Origin of the sequence: Rhizobium sp. 1399 (assembly GCF_031455475.1) — a bacterium.
Classification (GTDB): Bacteria; Pseudomonadota; Alphaproteobacteria; order Rhizobiales; family Rhizobiaceae; genus Rhizobium.
Genome location: NZ_JAVDSU010000004.1, coordinates 22,028 through 43,549, shown reverse-complemented (window position 1 = coordinate 43,549; position 21,522 = coordinate 22,028). Strand labels below are relative to the sequence as shown.

Here is a 21,522-nt window from a genome sequence, read left to right as displayed (position 1 = left end):
TCACGCGGCCGGTTCGCGCCGCTCCCTCTCGCCTTCCTGCGCGGCCAATCCCTGCTTGACCAGCACCTTCAATTCGCCCGGATGCAGCTTGACGGTGACATCGCGCTCCAGCGGCAGAAGCTCGCCATCCATCACGCAGTTCGCCTTGGCGCGCAACTTCGGGAAGTGCAGATGCACCTCGGCCGGATGCAGGACCATGACCGCATCGTTTTCCCGGAATCTGCCGCGCAGCATGTCGATCGCCAACCGTGCGACGCCGAGCGGTTTCAGCGGTTTTGCCGTGTAGAAGCCGAGTTCGCCGCTGCGCAGATTGTCGGCATAGAGCAGCGCGTTTTCGCCGAAGGGGTTGTTGGAGACTGATATCGCCGAGACGCGTCGGGTCTCCTTCATGCCGGCCGCCTCGAACTCGACCTCGAATTCCGGCGGATTGAAGACGACGCCGAAGGCAGCGCGAGTGCTGGCGCCCATCTTTCCGAGGCGGGAGCGGTAGCTGTAGGAATTGCGGTAGCGCACCATGCGCGCATGCAGGCCGGCGGAGAACTGGTGGATGAACGGCCTTCCGTTGGCGCTGGCAATATCGATATTGTCGACTTCACCGAAAGCCAGCACATCGAGCGCCTGCCAGATATCGAGCGGCACTTTCAGGGAGCGGGCAAAGAGGTTCATGGTGCCGGCCGGCACGACGCCGAGCGCCACGCCGTTCTTCCAGGCAATCGATGCGGCCGCCGAAATGGTGCCGTCGCCGCCGCCGGCGACGATGCCGTCGATGTCGTCGCGCCGTGCGGCCCGTTCCATGGCGGGAACGATCTCGTTGCCGGAGAAGACGATCGCTTCGAAATCATGGCCGGCTTCGCGGAAGACTTCTTCCGCGCGTTTCTCATAAGCCTGCATGTCCGTCGTTCTGAAGGTACCGCCGTCGCGATTGAAAAAACCGACGAGCTTCATGAGGTGCCTGTTCCTATCCCGCTATCCATGCCCTCAAGAAATGGTTGATGCACCTGCGATTTCAAGCCGGATGGTTTTCCGGGTCACATCGCCGAAACGCAAATATTGCAATGGACGTATGCAGATAGCAGGACGCTGCACTGCAAAAAAAGCACTCGACGCTTCCGGTTTCCCGTTCAATAGATGGGATATTGGAGATCATATCTCCGCCCCCCGCCATTTCTGCCCACCAATTGCAAATGACCGGCCCTGCGCGTCCCGCCAGCGGCCGTCGCCAAGCTTAGATCCTCCGAGGACCGCCCGTGAGCCAGGTTGCCGTCAACGATTCCATCGATGATTCTGTCGATTCCGGGCCGGAGGCAGCGCTTCCCTCGGCCATGACCGTCGCACTGGTGCAGCTGGCGCTCGCCGCCGGCGGCTTCGGTATCGGTACAGGCGAATTCGCGATCATGGGCCTGCTGCCGAATGTGGCGGATACTTTCTCGGTCACGACCCCGCAGGCAGGTTATGTCATCAGCGCCTATGCGCTCGGCGTGGTGATCGGCGCGCCCGTCATTGCCGTGCTCGCCGCCAAGATGGCGCGGCGCACGCTGCTGCTCTGCCTCATGCTGCTCTTTGCGGTCGGCAACATCCTCAGCGCCGTCGCACCGACCTTCGAGAGCTTCGCGGTGCTGCGTTTCATCACCGGCCTGCCGCATGGCGCCTATTTCGGCGTGGCAGCGCTCGTCGCCGCTTCCATGGTGCCGGTGCATCGCCGCGCACGGGCCGTCGGCCGTGTCATGCTCGGCCTAACGGTCGCAACCCTGCTCGGCACGCCGCTGACGACCTTCTTCGGCCAGGCGCTCGACTGGCAGGTCGCCTTCCTGACCGTCGGCATCATCGGTTTCGTGACGGTCGCGCTCATCTGGTTTTACGTGCCGCACGACAAGGTCGCCGAAGGGGCAAGTGCGCTCCGCGAACTCAGCGCCTTCCGTCGTCCGCAAATCCTGCTGACGCTTGCCATTGCCGCTGTCGGTTATGGCGGCATGTTTGCCATGTTCAGCTATATCGCCTCGACGACGACGCAGGTGGCGATGCTGCCGGAAACGGCCGTTGCGCTCATGCTCGTGCTGTTCGGCGTCGGCATGAATGCCGGCAATGTCATCGGCTCCTGGCTGGCGGACAAGTCACTGCTCGGCACGATCGGCGGCTCGCTGGTCTATAACATCGTCGTGCTGACGATGTTCTCGCTGACTGCCTCGAACCCCTACATGCTCGGGCTCTGCGTCTTCCTCGTCGGCTGCGGTTTTGCGGCAGGCCCGGCGCTGCAGACGCGGCTGATGGATGTCGCGGCCGATGCGCAGACGCTTGCCGCCGCCTCCAACCACTCGGCCTTCAACATCGCCAACGCGCTCGGCGCGTGGCTCGGCGGCCTCGTCATTGCCGCGGGTTATGGCTTTGCGGCAACCGGCTATGTCGGCGCCGTGCTGTCCTTCCTCGGCCTCTTCGTCTTTGCAGCGTCGCTACGCCTGGAGCGCCGCAGCCGGAGCGCTTAGCGCCTTTGCGATACGCAGCTCCCGTCCCTCGGGGCTGCAGAAGACGAATTCATCGCCCCAGGCTGCAAGCGCCCGGATGACCGGTTTCAGCGTCGAGCCGAGCGGCGTCAGCGCATATTCGACGCGCGGCGGCACGACCGGGTAAACTGTTCGTGAGATCAGGCCGGACTCTTCCAACTCGCGCAGCTGCTTCGTCAGCATGCGCTGGGTTATCGCCGGCAGGTTACGCCTCAGCTCGTTGAAGCGCAAAGTCCTGTCCATCAGGTGGAAAAGGATCACGCCCTTCCACTTTCCATCGAGATAGGTCAGCGTCGCCTCCACCGGGCACCCGGGGAAATTCTCGACCAGTTTGGCGCGCGGGCGTGACATTTACAGTATCCTTTTTGGTACTACGTACAGAATTTGTGCATTCTTGCGTTGCCGGAACATAGGTCGCATCTAGCTCTCGTACAACAGACACAGGAGTTACCAAGATGCGCGCCGTCGCTTACAAGACCCCACAGCCCATCGCCGCCGAAACCTCGCTGATCGATGTCGAACTACCGACGCCCGAGGCCAAGGGCCATGACCTGCTCGTCGAGATCAAGGCCGTCTCCGTCAACCCCGTCGATGTGAAGGTGCGCGCCAACATGGCGCCGCCCGCCGATGAGCTAAAGGTGCTCGGCTTCGATGCCGCCGGCATCGTCAAGGCCGTCGGTTCCGATGTGACGCTGTTTACGCCAGGCGATGAGGTCTTCTATTCCGGTGTCATCAATCGCCCCGGCTCGAATGCCGAGTTCCAGCTCGTCGACGAACGCATCGTCGGCAGGAAACCGAAGACTCTCGACTTCGCCGCTGCGGCCGCCCTGCCGCTGACATCCATCACCGCTTACGAAGCCTTGTTCGACCGCCTGCGCGTCACCGATCCCGTGCCGGGCGCGGCCCCTGCCGTGCTCATCATCGGCGGCGCCGGCGGTGTCGGCTCGATCGCCATCCAGATTGCGCGTGTGCTAACGGATCTGACGGTCATCGCCACGGCCTCGCGTCCGGAAACTCAGGACTGGGTGAAAGAACTCGGCGCCCATCACGTCATCGACCACTCGCGGCCGATCGCGCCGCAGGTCGCCTCCCTCGGCATCGGCGCGCTGGGCTTCATCTTTTCCACCACGAATACGGACAAGCATGTCGCCGACATCGTGGAGGCGCTTGCGCCGCAGGGCCGTTTCGCACTGATCGACGATCCCAAGACCTTCGATGTCGTTCCCTTCAAGCGCAAGGCGGCTTCGGTTCACTGGGAGCTGATGTTCACCCGCCCGCTTTTCGGCACGCCCGACATGATCGAGCAGCACAAGATCCTCAACAAGATTTCCGAGCTCGTCGATGCCGGCAAAATCCGCACGACGCTGTCGGAAACCGTCGGCGCGATCAACGCCACGAACCTGAAAAAGGCGCATGCCATGGTCGAAAGCGGCAAGATGAAGGGCAAGGTCGTCCTCGCCGGGTTCTGAGGTTTTCGAGGTCGAAAATCCGCCTTTTCCGACGCTCGAAATATTGCGTAAAGGATGCTGACCTATAATGCCGCGCCGAGGGTGCGGCATTCTGGCGTTAAGCATTTAAGTAGCTTGACTTTTTCCGCATTCGAGACCACCTAGTGTGACACGTGGATGACGTACGTCGTGCACGGATATCAACGGAGCCATCATCACGATGCCAAGCGACAGTAGCAGTCGATTGCCTTTGCCGTACGCGGCCTTCGTGCGCTGACCTGGTTGCTCCGGGCTCGCCCGATCGGACGCTACGGCGGATCGACGGAAAGGCGAGCCAATGAATATCAATCGCTTCCCTCTGCGGGCCGGCTATGCCGCCCGTGCGTTCATGAATAACAGCCGTGTTGCGTCCATCGCCGAGCGCGTGGAATCGCTGAACGGGCTTGCCCCGGCTGAAGCCGGCCGCATCCTCTCGCGGATGCCGCAGGAATATGCCGTCAACATTCTCGACCGTCCGGAGCTGCGCAACGCACCGGCCATTCTGGCGCTGATGGACAGTGCGGATTCGGCCCGGCTGCTGCACGGCATGTCGAACGACCGCGTCGCCGACGTCCTGCTGGAACTCGACATCGATGACCGCGTACGCCTGTTCTCCAGCCTGGAAGAACCCGTCCGCATCGCCATCCAGCACCTGATGGGCTATCCGCCGCGCACGGCCGGCAGCATCATGACGACGGAATTCGTCAGCGTGCCCGATGACTGGACGATCGCTCAGACGCTGGACCATGTCCGGCAGGTCGAACGCTCGCGCGAAACCGTCTATGCGATCTATGTGCTGGATCATAATTCCGGCGCGCTGCTGCATGTGGTCACGCTGCGCCGCCTCATCACCGGCGAGCCCGATGCCTCGATCCTTTCTGTTGCCCAGAAGGGCACGCCGGTTTCGGCCAATGCGCTGATGAAGCAGGAAGATGTCGCGCGGCTGATCCGCAAGCACGACCTCCTGGCACTGCCCGTCGTCGACGACCATGGCATGGTGCTCGGCATCGTAACGGTCGATGACGTCATCGACACGATGATCGCTGATACGACCGAGGCCGCGCAGAAATTCGGCGGTATGGAAGCGCTCGGCAAGCCCTATATGAAGATCAGCTTCGGCGGCATGATCCGCAAGCGTGCGGGCTGGCTCTGTGCCCTCTTCCTCGGTGAAATGCTGACGGCAAGCGCCATGCAGCATTTCGAAGGCGAGCTGGAAAAGGCCGTCGTGCTGACTCTCTTCATTCCGCTGATCATGAGCTCCGGCGGTAACTCCGGTTCGCAGGCGACCTCGCTCATCATCCGGGCGCTTGCCGTCGGCGAGTTGAAGCTGACGGACTGGTGGCGGGTGCTGCTGCGCGAACTGCCGACAGGCATCGTGCTCGGCGCCATTCTCGGGCTTGTCGGCCTGCTGCGCGTGATCTTCTGGCAGACTGCCGGGCTCTATGATTACGGCCCGCATTGGCAGCTGGTCGGCCTGACGGTCTTTGCCGCATTGGTCGGTATCGTCACCTTCGGCTCCATATCGGGTTCGATGCTGCCGTTCATCTTGCAGAAGCTGCGGCTCGATCCGGCAACGGCATCGGCTCCGTTCGTCGCCACGCTGGTCGATGTGACCGGGCTCGTCATCTATTTCTCGGTGGCGCTGCTGATCCTCAGCGGGACGCTGCTGTAGATCCTGCTTCAGATTTCAGGCCGGTCGGCCTGAAATCATCCGCATCCAGAGCTTTGTTCTGATGCAATTCCGGACGAGGCCCTCAGTGCCTGCATAGGATGCATAAGATGCATAGGCAGTTTTCCACTGCTCTATAGGAAATGCCAGATACACACCTGTCATGTCACCATCTGACATTTCCCACACGGCGTATGGAAAATCCTATGCAAGTTATGCATCCTATGCACCCTACCAATGATCTGGCTGGCTCTGCGCAAGAACAGCTCCATCCCATCACCTCAACGCAAAATCGCTGCACATTTTTGTTGGAATGGCTCTAACGTTCGACGAAGGGGAGGCAGAGTGGTGTCCCATCAACGGGATGGGATATCACGACGGCGTCGATGCCGAAGACTGCGCGAATGAGCTCCGGCTTCAGAAGATCGGCAGGGCTGCCTGCCGCGTGAATGCCGCCATCGGCGACCGCGATGATGTGGTCGGCATATTGGGCGGCATGATTGAGATCGTGGACGACCATGACGATGGTGCGTCCACTCTTCTCGTTCAATTCCTTCAACAGTTCCAGAACTTCCAGCTGATGGGCGATGTCGAGATAGGTCGTCGGCTCGTCCAGCAGCAGGATCGGCGTTTCCTGCGCTAGCGCCATGGCGATCCAGGCGCGCTGGCGCTGGCCGCCGGAGAGGCGGTCGAGCGGGCGCTCGGCGAGATCGGTCAGGCCAGTCGCGGCCAGCGATGCCTCGACGATCTGCTCGTCATGGCGCGTCGTGCGCGACAGCATGCCCTTGTGCGGATGGCGGCCGAAGCGGCAGAGCTGGCGCACGGTGAGACCATCGGGTGAAACAGGGCTTTGCGGTAAGAGCGCCAGCGTCTGCGCAATCGTCTTGCCGGGCATGGAAGCGATCGCCTTGCCGTCCAGCGTCACGGTGCCGCCGAGCGGCTGGATGATGCGACCGAGCGCGCGCAGCAGCGTCGATTTGCCGGAGCCGTTGGCGCCGATCAGGGCAGTGATCCTGCCGTCGGGGATCGTGACATCGACATGGTCGAGAACCTTGATCGCGGCATAGCCGAGCGTCAGATCCTTGACGGAGAGGCGCGAATGGGCGACATCAATCATACCTGCATCAGTCATGGGCGGCCTGCCTCCTTGATCAGCAGGAAAATGAGATAGGGACCGCCGATCACGGCAGCGACGATGCCGGCCGGGATCTCGTTCGGCAAGGCCACCAGCCGGCCGATCATATCGGCAGCGGAAAGCGTCAGGGCGCCGATCAGGGCGCTTACTGGCACCATGTGGCGGGCGCGCGGGCCGACGAGCAGCCGGGCGGCATGCGGTGACAACAGGCCGAGGAAGCCCATGCTGCCGACGGCGGCGACACTGCCGGCGCAGAGCAGCACCGAGACGACGATGAGGCCGCCGCGCAGGAGACCGGGCGAGATACCCAGGCTCGTCAACGTATCGTCGCCGAAACCGCCGGCATCAAGCCGGATGGTGGCGATCAGCACGAAAGGCAGGCAGGCGATGAGCCAGAGCGAGAGAGCGACCACATCGGTCATCGTCGAGCCATAGACGCTGCCGGCAAGCCAGACCATCGACTGGTCGGCGCGGGTCGGGACGAGCACCATGACATATTGCATCAACGCCTGGGCCAGCATGCCGAGCGCGACGCCGACGAGCGCCAATGCCGCTATGCCGCCACCGAAGCTGCGGCCGATCGCGAGCAGTACCAAAGCGCCAGCAACTGCGCCAGCGATGACACCTGATGGAATGGCCCAGACGGCCCAGGCCGGCGGGGTGAAGAGACCGGCGAGAAAGGCGCCGAGGCCGGCCCATTTGGTGATGCCCACCACATCGGGTGAGGCCAGCGGATTGCGCAGCGCACCTTGCAGGAAGGTGCCGGCAATGCCGAGCGAGGCCCCGGCGAGGATGGAAACGATGACGCGCGGGGCGCGGTACTGCATGACGATGAAGGCGCTCTTGCCGCCGGCGATACCATCCAGCACCTGGCCGACCGAGAGCGTGACGGCGCCGATCGTCATGCCGAGCACGGCAATGATGAGGATGAGAACAGCGACGACGAGGCATACGCTTGCCGCACGCAGGCTCTTCGATGGCAAGGCCGCACTGGTCATTTTGCCCTCTGCCGCCAGAGGATGGCGACGAAAGCCGGCGCGCCGATCAGGGCCGTCACGATACCGACAGGGGTTTCGGCCGGAAAAGCGGCGACGCGGCCCAAGAGATCGGCGGCAGTCAGCAGCAAGGGACCGGTGACGGCGCTCAGCACAATCACTGTCAGCTGGTCGTTGCCGGCGAGACGCCGCACGATATGGGGCACCAGCAGACCGATGAAGCCGATGGGGCCGCTGACGGCGACGGCGGAACCGGCGAGAATGACGATCAGCACTGCAGCAAGGCCGCCGACGCGCCGGGCATTCTGGCCAAGCGAAACACCGGTGGTCTCATCGAGCGCCAGCACCCCGAAATGACGACCGGCGATCAGGGCGATCCCCCCGCCGAGAAGCGTGAAGGGCAGTATGATCCAGACCTTGCTCCATTGCGCGCCATTGATGGAGCCGGCGAGCCAATAGACGATATCCTGCCCGGCATTGTTGGCGATCAGGATGGCCTGCACAAGTGCCGCAAGCACGAGCTGGATGGAGATGCCAGCAAGGGCCAGCTTCATCTCGTTCATGGTGCCCGATACCGACAGCGCCCACATGGCGAGACCTACGGCAGCCGCGCCAATGAAGGCCGACCAGACCGTGCCGCCGGCACTCAGGCCGGGCATGGCGATGAGAGAGATGACGATGACCAGTGAGGCCCCGGCATTGATGCCGAAGGTCTGTGGCGAAGCGAGCGAATTGCGGGTCAGCGTCTGGATCAGCACGCCGGCAACGGCGAGATTGGCGCCGACCAGCATGGCGAGCATTGCCCGCGGCAGGCGCACATCCCAGACCAGCGCGCTATCCGGCGAGCCGTCGGGTGTGAAGAGCAGATGAAGCGCGCGGGCGACCGGCAACTCAGAGACGCCGAAGGAAATGCCGGCGAGAATAACCATGGCGAGCGCCAGCAACAGGCAGAATGCCAGCAGCACGGGGCTGCCGGTTTCATGCCGCATGGCTGCGCCGCCTTTTGTCGTCATTGGCGCTTATCCGGCCTGATAGACCTTGGCGAGGATTTCGCGGGCGATCATCTCTGCCGTCGTCAACCCGCGGAAACGGGAAAACTGGTTACGGTCGACCTGAAAGACCATGCCGGCCTTCACCGCCGCAATGTTGTTGAAGGCGGCGTTGCTCTTCCACTGGTCGAACACGGTGGCGCCGGTGTCGGTCGCGACCAAAAATACGTCCGGATTGATGGCGACGAGACGCTCGATCCCTGCCCCGCTTTCCACGGCATCGCTGGAATCGATCGCCGGCGTCAGGCCCATGGCCTTGAAGACGGAACCGGTGAAGGAGGAGGAGCTATGCAGGCTCATGGAATCCGGATTGGCGACGGCGAGCAGGAAGCGGCGCTTTTCGCCGGCCGGGATCTTTGCGACCAATCCGGCGATAACGGCTTCATGGGCGGCAAGCGCCTGTTCACCCTTCGCCTTTTCGCCCAAGGCATCTGCGATGGTCACGACCGAAGATTTGATAGTCTCGTAGCTGCCTTCCCAGCTGTTCAGCACGATGGTCGGCGCAATGGCACTCAATTGTACGTAGATCGCCGAATGGCGGAGTTCATCGGCAATGATGAGATCGGGCGTCAGGGCGGCGACGAGCTCAAGATTGGGCTCCAGCCGCGTGCCGACCGAGCTGTAGTCGATCTTCTTGCCGAGAAGCTGTTCGATACGCTTCGGCTGGTTGTCGTCGGTAATGCCAACCGGCACGACATCGACTGCATTCAGCGCCTGCACGAAGGAGAATTCGAGGGCGACGACACGCTGCGGCTTGCCGGAGATTTCGGTGGTGCCGAGCTCGTGTTTGATCGTGCGCTTGTCATCATCGGCAAGGGCAATGCCCGGTACGGCAGCGGCGGCACAGGCCGAGAGCAACAGGCCGAACTGGCGGCGCGACAGCGGAATATCAAAAACGCTCACGGCAAATGTCCTCATACTGAAATGATCACCGGCCCTCACACCGGATGAGACACCCGCTACAGAAGTGAAGTGAATTTTTCAAGTAAAGTTTACAAAAACAATCACCTTATTGGGATGCCTTGTTGAGGTGTGCGTCAATTGCGCTCGGGCAGCTTCAGTGGTCCATGCGTCTTGATGCTGCGGATGGCGAAATTCGAGCGGATATCGGTGACATTCGGCAGGGTCAGCAGTGTCTCCGTCAACAGCCGCTCATAGGCCGAGAGGTCTTCGACCACGACTTCGGCGAGGAAATCGGCCGTGCCCGAGATCAGGAAACAGGAGACGATTTCGGGGATGGCGAGCAGTGCCGCCTGCTGGGCCTCGGAATTTTCCCGGCTGTGATGGGCGACCTTGAATTCCACGAAAACGGTGAGGCCGAGGCCGACCTCCTTGCGATCGATATCAGCCGTGTAGCGGCGGATGACGCCGAGCTTTTCGAGGTTGCGGATACGGCGCAGGCAGGGCGATGGCGAGAGGTTCACCTTCTCGGCGATCTCGACATTGGTGGCGCGCGCATCCTCCTGCAGGCATTTCAGGATGGCAATATCGAATTTATCAAGATTTGGCATATTTGCGAAATCCATCGGCATGAATTGGCAGATCATTGCGCATAGCACGTTTTTTGAGCCACAGATAGCAAGGACATGCCTCGGCCTCTGGCGCTAATCTTCCTGTCAACCGGATGACATCCGGACGGAGGAAAGGACAGGACGATGAGCACGATCGCATTTTCAAACGAGAAATCGCCTTCGCAGACACTGGGTTATGCCGCTGGCACGATCACCGTGCTGATCTGGTCGACATGGTTTCTCGCGACCCGCCACAGCGCTGCAACGCCGCTCGGTTCGATCGATATCGGCCTCATCCGCTTCGGCATTCCGGCGCTCGTTCTCTCACCGGTCTGGCTACGCACCGGGCTCTTGCCAAAGGGCCTTCCGCTTCATCTGCTGGCAATCATGGTCGCCGGCTGCGGTGCGATCTTCTTCCTGGTGACGACGCTTGCCATTCACTCCACACCGGCGGCCTCGTCGGGTATCCTGCTCGGCGGCTCCATGCCGCTCGCCACCGCCTTGATCGGCATTCTGCTCTTCGGCGAACGGCCGGATGCCACACGCATTGCCGGGCTGGTGGCGATCGTCGCCGGTGTGCTGATCCTGCTCGTGCGCAGCCTTGCCGATGCTTCCCTGCCCTGGACGAGCTTCGTGCTGCTGCCATCAGGCGCCGTTCTCTGGGCAAGCTATACGCATGCCTTCCGCCGCTCGGGTCTGACCGCCATCCAGGCCAGCGCGCTGATCGCCATCTGGTCCTTCCTGATCATGGCCGCCCTTGCGCTGGTCTTCGGCATCTCGCTGCCGCAGGCCCCACTTCCGGAAATCGGCCTGCAGGTTCTGAGCCAGGGCATTCTTTCCGGCCTCGTTGCCATGGTCGCCTACGGCACGGCGGTGCGCACCCTCGGCGGAACGCAGGCTGCGGCTTTCACCGCGCTGACGCCGGTGCTTGCGACACTCGGCGGGGGTTTCCTGCTGGGCGAGCAGATGGGTCTTGCCGAAATCAGCGCGGCCGTGATCACCGGCATCGGCGTGGCGCTCTCGACCGGCATTGCCGCCAAGCGCCGCTGAACATTCGCCAAAAACAAAAGCCGCCGATAGCGATCCGCTGCGGCGGCTTTTGCATGCCTATAATTCGGGCTTCTGGTTCAGGCTGTCGCCTGGATGACGACGACCCTGGCGCCGACTTCGACGCGGCTGTAGAGGTCGATCACATCGTGGTTCATCATGCGGATGCAGCCGCTCGACATGGCGAGGCCGATCGATTGCGGCTGGTTGGTGCCGTGGATGCGAAAATGCGTATCGTTGCCGCCGCGGTAGAGATACATGGCGCGCGCGCCCAGCGGATTGTTCGGGCCGCCCGGCATGCCGCCGGCAAGCTTGCGATAGCGCTCCTCGCGGCGCTGCATGTTTTCCGTCGGCGTCCAGCTCGGCCACTCCGCCTTGCGACCGACATAGGCATTGCCGGCAAAGGCCAGACCTTCGCGACCGACACCGACGCCATAGCGCATCGCCCTGCCATCACCGAGGATATAATAGGCGCGCCGTGCCGGCGTATCGACGACGACAGTGCCCGGCGCATAGCCGCCTTCATAGGTGACTTCGGTGCGGCGCAGCTCCGGCTTGATCTGATCGATCGGCACCTGCCTCAACGGAAATTTCTCATCCGGAAGTGCGGCATAATTCGTCTGGCTATTCAGAGTGGTCGAAGAGCAACCGGCGACAAATAGGGGCAGAGCGATCAGAAAGCCCCGGCGCGAGATCGTCATGAATGTGTCCTTAACGCGTCAAGAAGATGTCGCAAGCTAAGGAGATTATGGTTAATGAAATGATAAACCGGAGCGGCAGAAAGAGATAACGAATGTGTTATCAGGTATAGGCGGAGCATTGCTCGGCGCAGATTTTAGTACTACTCGCAGCCCAAGATATTGATCTGCGGCAAGATTTTTCCGAGGTTATTTCGGCGCCGGGTTTACGGCACCGAACAACCGACCGGCCTCACATATTCGGATAGACCGGCCCCTCGCCACCCTGCGGCGGCACCCAGTTAATGTTCTGGTTGGGGTCCTTGATATCGCAGGTCTTGCAGTGGACGCAGTTCTGGGCGTTGATGACGAAGGTCTCTTCGCCGTCCTTTTCCACCCATTCGTAGACGCCGGCCGGACAGTAGCGCGCCGACGGGCCGGCATAGATGTCGTGTTCGGACGATTTCTGCAGGGCCATGTCCTTCACCTGGAGATGGACCGGCTGGTCCTCCTCGTGGTTGGTGTTCGACAGGAAGACGGAGGACAAGCGGTCGAAGGTCAGGACACCGTCGGGCTTCGGATAATCGATCTTCTTGTGCTGCGAAGCAGGTTCCAGCGAGGCGGCATCGGTCTTGCCGTGACCAAGCGTGCCGAAGAAGGAGAAGCCGAAGAGCTGGTTGGTCCACATGTCGAGACCGCCAAGAGCGACGCCCAAGGCCGTGCCGAACTTCGACCAGAGCGGCTTGACGTTGCGCACGCGCTTCAGATCCTTGCCGATATCGCTCTTGCGCCAGTCGGTTTCGATCTCGACCACTTCGTCATTGGCGCGGCCGGCAGCAATCGCCTCGGCGAGGCGGTCGGCGGCCATCATGCCCGAGAGCACGGCATTGTGGCTGCCCTTGATGCGCGGCACGTTGACGAAGCCGGCCGAACAGCCGATCAGCGCGCCGCCCGGGAAGGAGAGCTTCGGCACCGACTGATAGCCGCCCTCGGTGATGGCGCGCGCACCATAGGAGAGGCGCTTGCCGCCCTCGAAAGTGCCGCGGATTGCCGGATGCGTCTTGAAGCGCTGGAATTCCTCGAAGGGATAGAGATAGGGATTTTTGTAATTCAGGTGGATGACGAAGCCGACGGCAACGAGATTGTCTTCCAGGTGATAGAGGAAGGAGCCGCCGCCGGTGGACATATCAAGCGGCCAGCCGAAAGAGTGCTGCACCAGGCCGCGGCGGTGGTTTTCCGGCTTGACCTCCCAGAGTTCCTTGATGCCGATGCCGAATTTCTGGGGTTGGCGGCCGCTCGAGAGATCGAACTTGGCAATCAGCTGCTTGGCGAGCGAGCCGCGCACGCCCTCTCCAACAAGCACATATTTGCCCATGAGCGCCATGCCCCGCGCATAGTTCGGGCCGGGCTCGCCGTTCTTCTCGATACCCATGTCGCCGGTCGCGACACCAATGACGGAGCCCTCGTCATTGTAGAGCACTTCGGTTGCGGCAAAGCCTGGATAGATCTCGACGCCGAGTTCTTCCGCCTTTGTCGCCAGCCAGCGACAGACATTTCCGAGCGAGACGATGTAATTGCCGTGATTGCTCATCAGCGGCGGCATCATGATGTTCGGCAGGCGGATGGAGCCGGCGGGGCCGAGCAGCAGGAAGTGATCGGCATTGACCTCAGTCTTGAAGGGGTGGTCGGCCTCCGTGCGCCAGCCGGGAAGCAGGCGATCGATGCCGATGGGGTCGACGACGGCGCCGGAGAGGATATGGGCGCCGACTTCGGAACCCTTCTCCAATACCACGACCGACAGTTCCGGATTGACCTGTTTCAGGCGGATGGCGGCTGAAAGGCCGGCCGGACCGGCGCCGACGATCACCACGTCGAATTCCATGCTCTCGCGTTCCGGCAGCTCAGTCATTTCGGTCATCGATCCGTCTCCGCTCGGCCCTCTCAAGGCCGTTCATCCCCATTCCTGAGGTATTCTCTTGTCAAAACCGGAAAACATTGTCGAGCCGGGAAGCGACAGCCAATCCTCCAATTCGCACAATGATGTTCCTCCGCACAGAAGATTATATGACGCTTACGTTAACGTCAATTATTGGGGTACCGTGAAAGCGGTCTTCGCGCTTTTCTTTCACGGGACTTGCGCCCTATAGAAAGGGCACAGGAAATGGAGGAAATCATGGATCTCGGCATCAAGGGCAAACGCGCACTCGTACTGGCTTCCTCGCGCGGCCTCGGGCTCGGCATTGCGAAGGCGCTGGCGCAGGAAGGGGCAAACGTTCTTCTCTGCGGGCGCAGCGGCGAGCAGCTGGACGCCAATTGCAAGGCGATCAATGAGCAAGGAAATGGCCGGGCCGACTGGATCTGGGCCGACCTTTCCGAGGACAATTTCATCGCGAGCGTAACGGCTGCCGTGCAGGAGAAATTCGGCGGGCTCGATATTCTCGTCAACAATACCGGCGGCCCGACGCCCGGCACGACCGAGGACATGTCGCCGGAAAAGCTCGAAACCTATTTTCTCTCCATGGTCGCGCGCGTCATCACGCTGACCAACGCCCTGCTGCCCGGCATGAAGGCGCAGGGCTGGGGCCGCATCCTGACAGTCGCCTCGTCAGGGGTGATCGAACCGATCGCCAATCTGGCACTGTCGAACACGCTGCGCCCAGCGCTTGCCGGCTGGAGCAAGACGCTGGCATCGGAAGTGGCCGGCTATGGCATCACCACCAACCTGCTTCTGCCCGGCAGCATTCTCACCGCACGGCTCGACGACCTCGACGGTGCGGCCGCCAAACGGACCGGCAAGAGCGTCGAGGAGATTCGCGTGGAGAAGGAAGCACGCATTCCGGTCGGGCGGTACGGCAAGGTGGAGGAATTCGCCGCAACGGCGGCCTTCCTCTGCAGCCAGCCGGCAAGCTACATCACCGGATCGCTGATCCGTTGCGACGGGGGTGCTGCGCGCTCCGTCTGAGCAACTGCATCATCCAGCAGCGGCCCATGCTTTGACGCTGTCGATCATCTCGCCGGCATAGGTCGGATCGTCTGCAAATTCTGCGAGTTCCGACAGGCGGTGGAAGCCGGTGAGGATAGCGATGCGCCGGCGGTCGAGCCGGCGGTCGGTCAGTGTCTCGTAGGCCGAGACGATGCGTGATGTCAGATCGGGCGAGATGAAGTTCGAATAGATGAACTCCTGATGCAGCGGGCCGAAGCCTGAATCCGAGAAATCATAGAGGCCATTCAGCCTGCCCTCAGCATGGTCGAAAGCCATATTCCAGCCATGACCGTCGAAGAAGCCATAAATGACCCCGTAAGGATCTGGCGGTAAAGCAATGAAATCCCAGATAATCCTTTCTGCATAACTTACCAGCTCGGACGACAGCAGCGGTAGCGCCTTTTCCCGCACCGCGTCAGGTGATTGCCAGGGCAGGATCGGGCCGGCGCCGAGCGCGCGCAGGCGGTCGACATCGAGAGCATGCAGTTCAGCATAGAAGCGGGCGAGGTCGTCGCCGAGGCGCTGGCGGGCCGCTTCCGGCAGAAGCTCGTAATCGCCGGCGATGAGATGTTCGCCCCGGATCTTGGCATGGCTGGAGAAGATCGGCGGGCCGTCATGGATGCGCATATCGGGAACCGCCATCGACAGCGACGGCCTGATGATGCCGAGAAGGGCCGCCTCTTTGACCAGTGCCCTCTCCGCGGCCAGATCGCGCGGGAACTTGAAGATCAGCCTGTCATCCACATCGATGGCTATCGAATCCCAACCCTTCGTCGCGAGCCGGAAAACGGAGGCCGTAAGCTCCGGAAAGATGTTGGTGATGAGTGAACGAAATTCACCGGCATTCAACTCGGCCATGACCGTCTGCCTCTGCGTTTTCCAGGGTCTATCCCGCGCACAAGACCTGCAACTCGGATCGAATAGTGTTTCGCCAATACAGCCTGCGCTAGCAGTCACCAAGGCGGAGGACGCTGCCTACCCGATTATATATTAGAATAGTTTGAATATTACAGGATGTTCATTACGAAAATTTAAGCCATTATAACCGGTTAGTGATCATCGCCGGGGTGATTATGTCTTTTTTGCGCCGCAATATAGGCGGCTCAATCACCGCAGAAAATCACGCAATCTGCCCAACAAAACCGGTCTTGCTCATGAAGAAATTTTGGATCACCGTCTGTATTGTAGCCGTGGCCGCGGTTGGCTTCTGGCAGTTCGGGGACAAGATCCCCTATGCTTCACGCATCCCCTATCTGTCACAGTTCATCAACAAGCCTGAGGGCGGCCAGAACAACGGCCATCAGCAGGCGCAGGCTGATCAGGCCCAGAGCGGCGACGGGCAGCAGGGTGGTCAACAACAGGGTGGCGGGCGCAGGCGCGGTGCGAACGGTGGTCCCACCATGATCAAGACCGTGGCAGCCGTGAAGGCCGCTCTGCCCATGGATGTGACGGCGACCGGTTGGGCCGATGCCGAGGACAATACGACCATCGCTGCACAGGAACAGGGCCTCGTCGTCAGCATCGAGGCCGAAGACGGTGCGACGGTCAAGGAAGGCGACCTGATCGCCAAGCTGGACGACCGGACGGCCAAGGCCGCCGTCAACAAGGACAATGCGATGATCGTGCGCGATACGGCGACGCTTGCAGAATCCGAGACAGCGCTGACCCGGGCGCAAGACCTCTTCAACCAGAAGGCCGGCACCCAGCAGAGCCTCGATCAGGCCAGGGCTGACCGCGATACTGCCGCCGCAACCGTAGAAGCCGACAAGGCTACGCTCGCTTCGGACCAGGTCATCCTCGAGCATACCGATATTCGTGCGCCCTTCGATGGCAGGCTCGGCGATATCGCCCTCAGCAAGGGCGCCTTCGTCAATGCCGGTGCGGCCATCGTCACCATCGCCAAATACGATCCGATCTATGTGAAGTTCCACCTGCAGGAGCGCTACCTGCGGATCCTGAAGAAGGCGCTGGTCTCCGGTCCGGTCGAGGTCAGCACGGCACCCGATTCCACCAAGGGGCAAGTGCGCAAGGGCGAGGTCAGCTTTTACGACAACACGGTCGACACGGCATCGGGCACGATCCTTGCCAAGGCGAAGTTCGAAAACGCCTCCGGCGCTCTGTGGCCCGGCCAATCGGTCAATATCGTCGTGCATTTCAACAATGACGAGCAGCAGGTGGTCGTACCGACGGTTGCCGTCAGCCCCGGCCCCGACGGTTTCTTTGCCTTCGTGGCCAAGGACGGAAAATCGCATCTGACGCCTGTTACCGTCGCCCGCGCCAACGGCGGCTTCACCGCGATCGCGTCAGGCCTTTCGGAGGGCGACCATGTGGTCGTCGAAGGCCAGGGTCAGCTCAGCGACCAGCAGGCGGTCAACGAACAATTCGACGACAAGACGCTCAACGTCGCGTCCGCCGACGTGCCTCAGCAACAGCAGCAGCAGGCCGAGACGATTGCGGTGGGGGCTGAACAATGATCCCGAATTTCTGTATTCAGCGCCCGGTCGCAACGACGCTGCTTGCGGTCGGTGTCATCCTGGCGGGCCTCGCGGGCTACCGGCTCGTGCCGGTTGCGGCTCTGCCGCAGGTCGACTTCCCGACCATCAACGTTTCGGCGCAGCTGAGCGGCGCCTCGCCGCAGACGATGGCGACTTCGGTCTCGACACCGTTGATCAAGCAGTTCGAGACGATCCCCGGTATCAGCGAAATCAGCGCGTCGAGCTCGCTCGGCAGCACCAGTATCGTGCTGCAGTTCGACCTGAACCGCGATATCGATGCGGCCGCCGCCGACGTGCAGGCGGCCATTTCGCATGCGACGCGGCAGCTGCCCGACAACATGACGACACCGCCGAGCTACCGCAAGACCAACCCGGCCGACGCGCCGATCATGCTGCTTTCGGTGCAGAGCAACACCATGCCGCGCAGCAAGCTCGACGAGATCGCCGAAGACATTATTTCGCCGTCGCTGTCGACGCTTCCGGGTGTCGCCCAGGTCAGCGTCTTCGGTGCGCAGACCTATGCCGTGCGCGTCGAAGTCGATCCCAACAAGCTGCTGACCCGCGGCATTGGCATCGACACCGTCAACAAGGCGCTTGCGGCCGCCAACAGCCAACAGCCGGTCGGCACGCTGCAGAACAATTCGCAGGCCATGACCATCACGGCGAATACGCAGCGCACGAACGCCGAGCAATTCCGTTCGCTCGTCATCGCCAATCCGAACGGCGCGCCGGTCCATCTCGGCGATATTGCCGATGTACAGGACAGCGTCGAGAACCAATATACGGGCAGCTGGTATGACGGCCAGCGCGGCATCATCCTTGCCATCCAGCGCCAGCCGGATGCCAATACGGTCGATGTCGTGGATGCGATCAACGCCAAGCTGCCGCAGCTCCACGCCGAAATCCCGCCCTCGGTCAACACGGTCATCATGAACGATGCCGCAAAGCCGATCCGCGACGCCATCGCCGACGTCAAGTTCACGCTGCTTCTGACGATCGGCCTCGTCGTTCTCGTTATCTACCTCTTCACCGGCCATGCAACGGCTACGATCATTCCGGGCCTTGCCGTTCCGCTGTCGCTGATCTCGACCTTCGGCATGATGTATGTGCTGGGCTACAGTATCGACAATATCTCGCTGCTGGGTTTGACGCTCGCGGTGGGCCTCGTGGTGGACGACGCGATCGTCATGCTGGAAAATATCCTGCGGCATGTCGAGGAAGGCATGCCGGTGCGGGAGGCGGCCATCAAGGGTGCGGGCGAAGTCAGCTACACGATCATCTCCATGTCAGTGTCGCTGATCGCGGTCTTCATCCCGATCCTCTTGATGGGCGGTGTCGTCGGCCGCGTGTTCAATGAATTCGGCATGGTGGTGGCGATCGCCATCATTGCTTCAGCCATCGTATCGCTGACGGTGACGCCGATGCTCGGCTCGCGTCTTTCCAACAACCACAGCCGTCCGCCACTCCTCATCCGCGTCTTCGATGCCGGTTTCGAGCGGACGCTGCGCGGTTACGACAATGCGGTCGGCTGGTGCCTTCGCCACCGCCCCTTCATCCTCGGGATCTTCCTCGCTTCCGTCGCGCTGACGATCTATTTCTTCATGACGCTGCCGACGAGCTTCTTCCCGCAGGAAGATATCGGCCGCCTGACGATCAGCACCCAGGCGCGACAGGACATTTCCTATTCGGCGATGGAAGCCCTGCAGCAGCAGGCTGCCGCGATCGTCAAGGCGAACCCGGCCGTCAACCATGTGATGTCGACGATCGGCGGCAACCCCAACAAGCCACAGAACAACGGCTCGATGTTCGTCGAACTGAAGGACAAGGATCAGCGCGCACCGCTTGACCAGACGCTGCGCGAGCTGCGCACGGCGATCAACAAGATCCCCGGCCTGCAGGCCTTCGTGACGCCGAACCAGAGCCTGCGCTTCGGCGGGCGCCAGACGGCCAGCCAATATCAGCTGGTCATACAGGCACTGAACGCCGACCAGACCAACTTGTGGGCAGGAAAGGTCCAGCAGGCGATGCGCGCCGACCGCCTGTTCACGGACGTGACCTCGGATGCGCAGAACAACGCCCTGCAAGCCAATATCGTCATCGATACCGAGCGGGCAGCCGCCTACGGGATCGACAACGACACGCTGCGCACGACGCTGCAGGAATCCTTCAGCGGCTTTGCGGCTGCGGAAATCCAGTCGACCGGCGACAGCTACGACGTCATCGTCGAATATGACACGAGCAAGCCCTGGGACGACCAGAAGCTTTCGGAAATCCGCGTCGCTTCTTCCAATGGCAGCCTGGTGCCGCTGTCGAACTTTGCGCATGTCGAGCGCACGGTCGGACCTGTCACCATCAACCAGACGGGTCAGCTCGTCTCGACCACCGTGTCCTTCAACCTGCCGGAAGGCGTATCGCTCAGCGACGCGACGGCCAGGATCGAGCAGATCAAGAAGGACCTCAACATGCCGGCCGACGTCTTCACGTCCTATGGCGGTACGGCAGAGATCTTCCAGCAGTCGCAGGGCAATACGCCCTATCTGATCCTGGCCGCTGTTCTGACCATCTATGTCGTGCTCGGCGTGCTCTATGAAAGCTTCATCCACCCGCTGACCATCCTCTCCGGCCTGCCGGCAGCGGCCTTCGGTGCGCTGCTGGCGCTGAAGATCATGGGCTTCGACCTGTCGATCATCGCCCTCATCGGCCTCTTGATGCTGATCGGCATCGTCAAGAAGAACGCGATCATGATGATCGACGTGGCGGTAGAAACCATGCGCACGACAGGCGAGAAGGCGACAGCGGCGATCCACGAAGCCTGCGTGCGACGCTTCCGCCCGATCATGATGACGACTTTCTGTGCCCTGCTCGGCGCCCTGCCGATCGCGCTCGGCACGGGTGCGAGCTCGGAACTGCGCCAGCCGCTCGGCATCGCCGTCGTCGGTGGCCTCATCGTCTCGCAGATGCTGACGCTGTTCATCACGCCTGTCATCTTCGTCGAGATGGACCGCTTCGGGAATTTCCTCCACCGCATGCTCAGCCGCGAGAAGAAGGAAGAGCATGTGGCAGCGGAAACGCGAGCGATGGCTGCGGAATAGAAAGACAAAAAGGGCGCCTTCCGGCGCCCTTTCGCATCAGCGGCCCTCGACCAGCTTTGGGAAATCCGCGACCAGCGTATCCCGCGTCTCGAAGCTGATCGGATTGTCGCTGTAGCGGTGATTGGCGATATAGAGCCTTGCGAAGATGAGCCGCCTGTCGCCCTTGGTCGCCCAGCCGACAAACCAGCCGAGCGGCCGCTCGTAGTTGGTCTTGCCGGCCGCATTGCGCAACCAGCCGGCGCCGGTTTTGCCCTGAATATCCCAGCCGCCAGCCGCCTGGAAATGCGGCACGATCGCCTCCGTCATCTGCCGCGCACGCTCCGAAATCGGCAGGCTGCCGGTCCGGAATCGGCGCAGGAAGCGCACCTGATCTTCGGCCGAGATCTTCAGCGAGGACATCAGCCAGGACTCGGTCAGTCCATCCGTATTGCCAGGCCCGCCCGTAACATCCTGATTGCCGTAGCCGAAACGCCTGACGTAATCGGCAAAGGCGCGCTTGCCGAGCTTGCGGGTCAGCGCCTGTGAGAACCAGACGATGGAATCCCGCTCCCAAATGGTCGGATCGGTATCCTTCTGCTCGCGTGGGGATCGCTTGAGCTTCGGATCATATGTCCAGAGCGGATTGTGCTCGTCGACCAAAATGCCGGAATCATAGCCCATCATGGCCAAAGGCAGTTTGAAGGTCGATTGCGGATAGAAGCCCTGGTCGCAATTGCCCTGACGATAAATCGTCTCGCCGGTCTTCTCATCGATGATGACGGTGCAGCGGATCGGATCGGCGGCATCGGCCGGCGATGCACCCATGGAAATTGCTGTAATACTTATGGAAAATGCCAGAAGAAGAAGTCTTTCGAAAGCCACTTTCGTTCTCCATATGGTTCGAC

At 61.7% G+C, this 21,522-nt stretch carries 18 protein-coding genes; 7 read left to right on the top strand and 11 right to left on the bottom strand.

What is annotated here, in order from left to right; all coding sequences use genetic code 11:
• Positions 1–945 carry a diacylglycerol kinase family protein gene (locus J2X71_RS14500; RefSeq protein WP_113324182.1) on the bottom strand — a complete coding sequence of 315 codons (945 nt, stop codon included), beginning with the start codon at positions 943–945 and terminating at the stop codon, positions 1–3.
• Between the two features lie 302 nt (positions 946–1,247).
• On the opposite strand from J2X71_RS14500, the gene J2X71_RS14495 reads away from it, so the two are divergent.
• A complete protein-coding gene (locus tag J2X71_RS14495) occupies positions 1,248–2,480 on the top strand; it encodes an MFS transporter (protein WP_310382777.1) in 1,233 nt (410 codons plus the stop codon).
• On the opposite strand, the gene J2X71_RS14490 is transcribed toward J2X71_RS14495, so the two are convergent.
• On the bottom strand, positions 2,448–2,849 hold the full coding sequence (locus J2X71_RS14490; protein WP_310382776.1) for a helix-turn-helix domain-containing protein: 402 nt from the start codon (positions 2,847–2,849) through the stop codon (positions 2,448–2,450). The two genes, J2X71_RS14495 and J2X71_RS14490, sit on opposite strands and share 33 nt — an antisense overlap.
• A 104-nt stretch (positions 2,850–2,953) precedes the next feature.
• On the opposite strand from J2X71_RS14490, the gene J2X71_RS14485 reads away from it, so the two are divergent.
• Complete coding sequence (locus tag J2X71_RS14485; protein ID WP_310382775.1) at positions 2,954–3,967, top strand: zinc-binding alcohol dehydrogenase family protein; 1,014 nt, start codon at positions 2,954–2,956, stop codon at positions 3,965–3,967.
• A 316-nt stretch (positions 3,968–4,283) separates the two neighbouring features.
• Entirely contained in the window at positions 4,284–5,657 is a 1,374-nt protein-coding gene (gene mgtE / locus J2X71_RS14480; protein ID WP_029868602.1) for a magnesium transporter, read from the top strand.
• A gap of 316 nt (positions 5,658–5,973) precedes the next feature.
• Here the strand turns inward: mgtE and J2X71_RS14475 are convergent, their stop codons facing one another.
• The 5 genes from J2X71_RS14475 to J2X71_RS14455 all read right to left on the bottom strand — a co-directional run bounded on the left by J2X71_RS14475 (position 5,974) and on the right by J2X71_RS14455 (position 10,344).
• A complete protein-coding gene (locus J2X71_RS14475; RefSeq protein WP_310382774.1) occupies positions 5,974–6,786 on the bottom strand; it encodes an ABC transporter ATP-binding protein in 813 nt (270 codons plus the stop codon).
• Entirely contained in the window at positions 6,783–7,787 is a 1,005-nt protein-coding gene (locus tag J2X71_RS14470; protein WP_310382773.1) for an iron ABC transporter permease, read from the bottom strand. Before J2X71_RS14470 ends, J2X71_RS14475 begins: the two co-directional genes overlap by 4 nt.
• A complete protein-coding gene (locus J2X71_RS14465) occupies positions 7,784–8,797 on the bottom strand; it encodes an iron ABC transporter permease (protein WP_310382772.1) in 1,014 nt (337 codons plus the stop codon). The genes J2X71_RS14470 and J2X71_RS14465 overlap by 4 nt, the downstream gene beginning before the upstream one ends.
• A gap of 6 nt (positions 8,798–8,803) precedes the next feature.
• Entirely contained in the window at positions 8,804–9,736 is a 933-nt protein-coding gene (locus J2X71_RS14460; RefSeq protein ID WP_310382771.1) for an ABC transporter substrate-binding protein, read from the bottom strand.
• Between the two features lie 134 nt (positions 9,737–9,870).
• A complete protein-coding gene (locus J2X71_RS14455) occupies positions 9,871–10,344 on the bottom strand; it encodes an Lrp/AsnC family transcriptional regulator (protein ID WP_113014089.1) in 474 nt (157 codons plus the stop codon).
• A gap of 144 nt (positions 10,345–10,488) precedes the next feature.
• Here J2X71_RS14455 and J2X71_RS14450 point away from each other — a divergent pair, with 144 nt between their 5' ends.
• Positions 10,489–11,394, top strand: coding sequence for a DMT family transporter (locus J2X71_RS14450; protein WP_310382770.1), 906 nt, complete (start codon positions 10,489–10,491; stop codon positions 11,392–11,394).
• A 77-nt stretch (positions 11,395–11,471) separates the two neighbouring features.
• Here J2X71_RS14450 and J2X71_RS14445 read toward each other — a convergent pair whose 3' ends face one another.
• Both J2X71_RS14445 and J2X71_RS14440 read right to left on the bottom strand, forming a co-directional pair.
• A complete protein-coding gene (locus J2X71_RS14445; RefSeq protein ID WP_029868659.1) occupies positions 11,472–12,092 on the bottom strand; it encodes a L,D-transpeptidase in 621 nt (206 codons plus the stop codon).
• A gap of 229 nt (positions 12,093–12,321) precedes the next feature.
• Entirely contained in the window at positions 12,322–13,986 is a 1,665-nt protein-coding gene (locus J2X71_RS14440) for an electron transfer flavoprotein-ubiquinone oxidoreductase (RefSeq protein WP_310382769.1), read from the bottom strand.
• Between the two features lie 255 nt (positions 13,987–14,241).
• Between J2X71_RS14440 and J2X71_RS14435 the strand changes: the two genes are divergently transcribed.
• Entirely contained in the window at positions 14,242–15,030 is a 789-nt protein-coding gene (locus tag J2X71_RS14435; protein WP_310382768.1) for an SDR family oxidoreductase, read from the top strand.
• Positions 15,031–15,039: 9 nt separating this feature from the next.
• Here the strand turns inward: J2X71_RS14435 and J2X71_RS14430 are convergent, their stop codons facing one another.
• Entirely contained in the window at positions 15,040–15,909 is an 870-nt protein-coding gene (locus tag J2X71_RS14430) for an aminoglycoside phosphotransferase family protein (protein WP_310382767.1), read from the bottom strand.
• Positions 15,910–16,205: 296 nt separating this feature from the next.
• Here J2X71_RS14430 and J2X71_RS14425 point away from each other — a divergent pair, with 296 nt between their 5' ends.
• A complete protein-coding gene (locus J2X71_RS14425) occupies positions 16,206–17,525 on the top strand; it encodes an efflux RND transporter periplasmic adaptor subunit (RefSeq protein WP_310382766.1) in 1,320 nt (439 codons plus the stop codon).
• A complete protein-coding gene (locus tag J2X71_RS14420; protein WP_310382765.1) occupies positions 17,522–20,638 on the top strand; it encodes an efflux RND transporter permease subunit in 3,117 nt (1,038 codons plus the stop codon). The genes J2X71_RS14425 and J2X71_RS14420 overlap by 4 nt, the downstream gene beginning before the upstream one ends.
• Positions 20,639–20,674: 36 nt before the next feature.
• Here J2X71_RS14420 and blaOXA read toward each other — a convergent pair whose 3' ends face one another.
• Complete coding sequence (blaOXA, locus tag J2X71_RS14415; RefSeq protein WP_310382764.1) at positions 20,675–21,499, bottom strand: class D beta-lactamase; 825 nt, start codon at positions 21,497–21,499, stop codon at positions 20,675–20,677.
• Positions 21,500–21,522: the final 23 nt, after the last annotated feature.

Excerpts from the sequence above, each read along its gene's own strand:
- J2X71_RS14450 (WP_310382770.1), top strand. The coding sequence starts at position 10,489 with ATGAGCACGATCGCATTTTCAAACGAGAAATCGCCTTCGCAGACACTG.
- J2X71_RS14470 (WP_310382773.1), bottom strand. The coding sequence starts at position 7,787 with ATGACCAGTGCGGCCTTGCCATCGAAGAGCCTGCGTGCGGCAAGCGTA.
- J2X71_RS14435 (WP_310382768.1), top strand. The coding sequence starts at position 14,242 with ATGGATCTCGGCATCAAGGGCAAACGCGCACTCGTACTGGCTTCCTCG.
- J2X71_RS14475 (WP_310382774.1), bottom strand. The coding sequence starts at position 6,786 with ATGACTGATGCAGGTATGATTGATGTCGCCCATTCGCGCCTCTCCGTC.
- J2X71_RS14440 (WP_310382769.1), bottom strand. The coding sequence starts at position 13,986 with ATGACCGAAATGACTGAGCTGCCGGAACGCGAGAGCATGGAATTCGAC.
- J2X71_RS14455 (WP_113014089.1), bottom strand. The coding sequence starts at position 10,344 with ATGCCAAATCTTGATAAATTCGATATTGCCATCCTGAAATGCCTGCAG.
- J2X71_RS14490 (WP_310382776.1), bottom strand. The coding sequence starts at position 2,849 with ATGTCACGCCCGCGCGCCAAACTGGTCGAGAATTTCCCCGGGTGCCCG.
- J2X71_RS14445 (WP_029868659.1), bottom strand. The coding sequence starts at position 12,092 with ATGACGATCTCGCGCCGGGGCTTTCTGATCGCTCTGCCCCTATTTGTC.
- mgtE (WP_029868602.1), top strand. The coding sequence starts at position 4,284 with ATGAATATCAATCGCTTCCCTCTGCGGGCCGGCTATGCCGCCCGTGCG.
- J2X71_RS14420 (WP_310382765.1), top strand. The coding sequence starts at position 17,522 with ATGATCCCGAATTTCTGTATTCAGCGCCCGGTCGCAACGACGCTGCTT.
- J2X71_RS14425 (WP_310382766.1), top strand. The coding sequence starts at position 16,206 with ATGAAGAAATTTTGGATCACCGTCTGTATTGTAGCCGTGGCCGCGGTT.
- J2X71_RS14465 (WP_310382772.1), bottom strand. The coding sequence starts at position 8,797 with ATGACGACAAAAGGCGGCGCAGCCATGCGGCATGAAACCGGCAGCCCC.
- J2X71_RS14500 (WP_113324182.1), bottom strand. The coding sequence starts at position 945 with ATGAAGCTCGTCGGTTTTTTCAATCGCGACGGCGGTACCTTCAGAACG.
- J2X71_RS14485 (WP_310382775.1), top strand. The coding sequence starts at position 2,954 with ATGCGCGCCGTCGCTTACAAGACCCCACAGCCCATCGCCGCCGAAACC.
- J2X71_RS14430 (WP_310382767.1), bottom strand. The coding sequence starts at position 15,909 with ATGGCCGAGTTGAATGCCGGTGAATTTCGTTCACTCATCACCAACATC.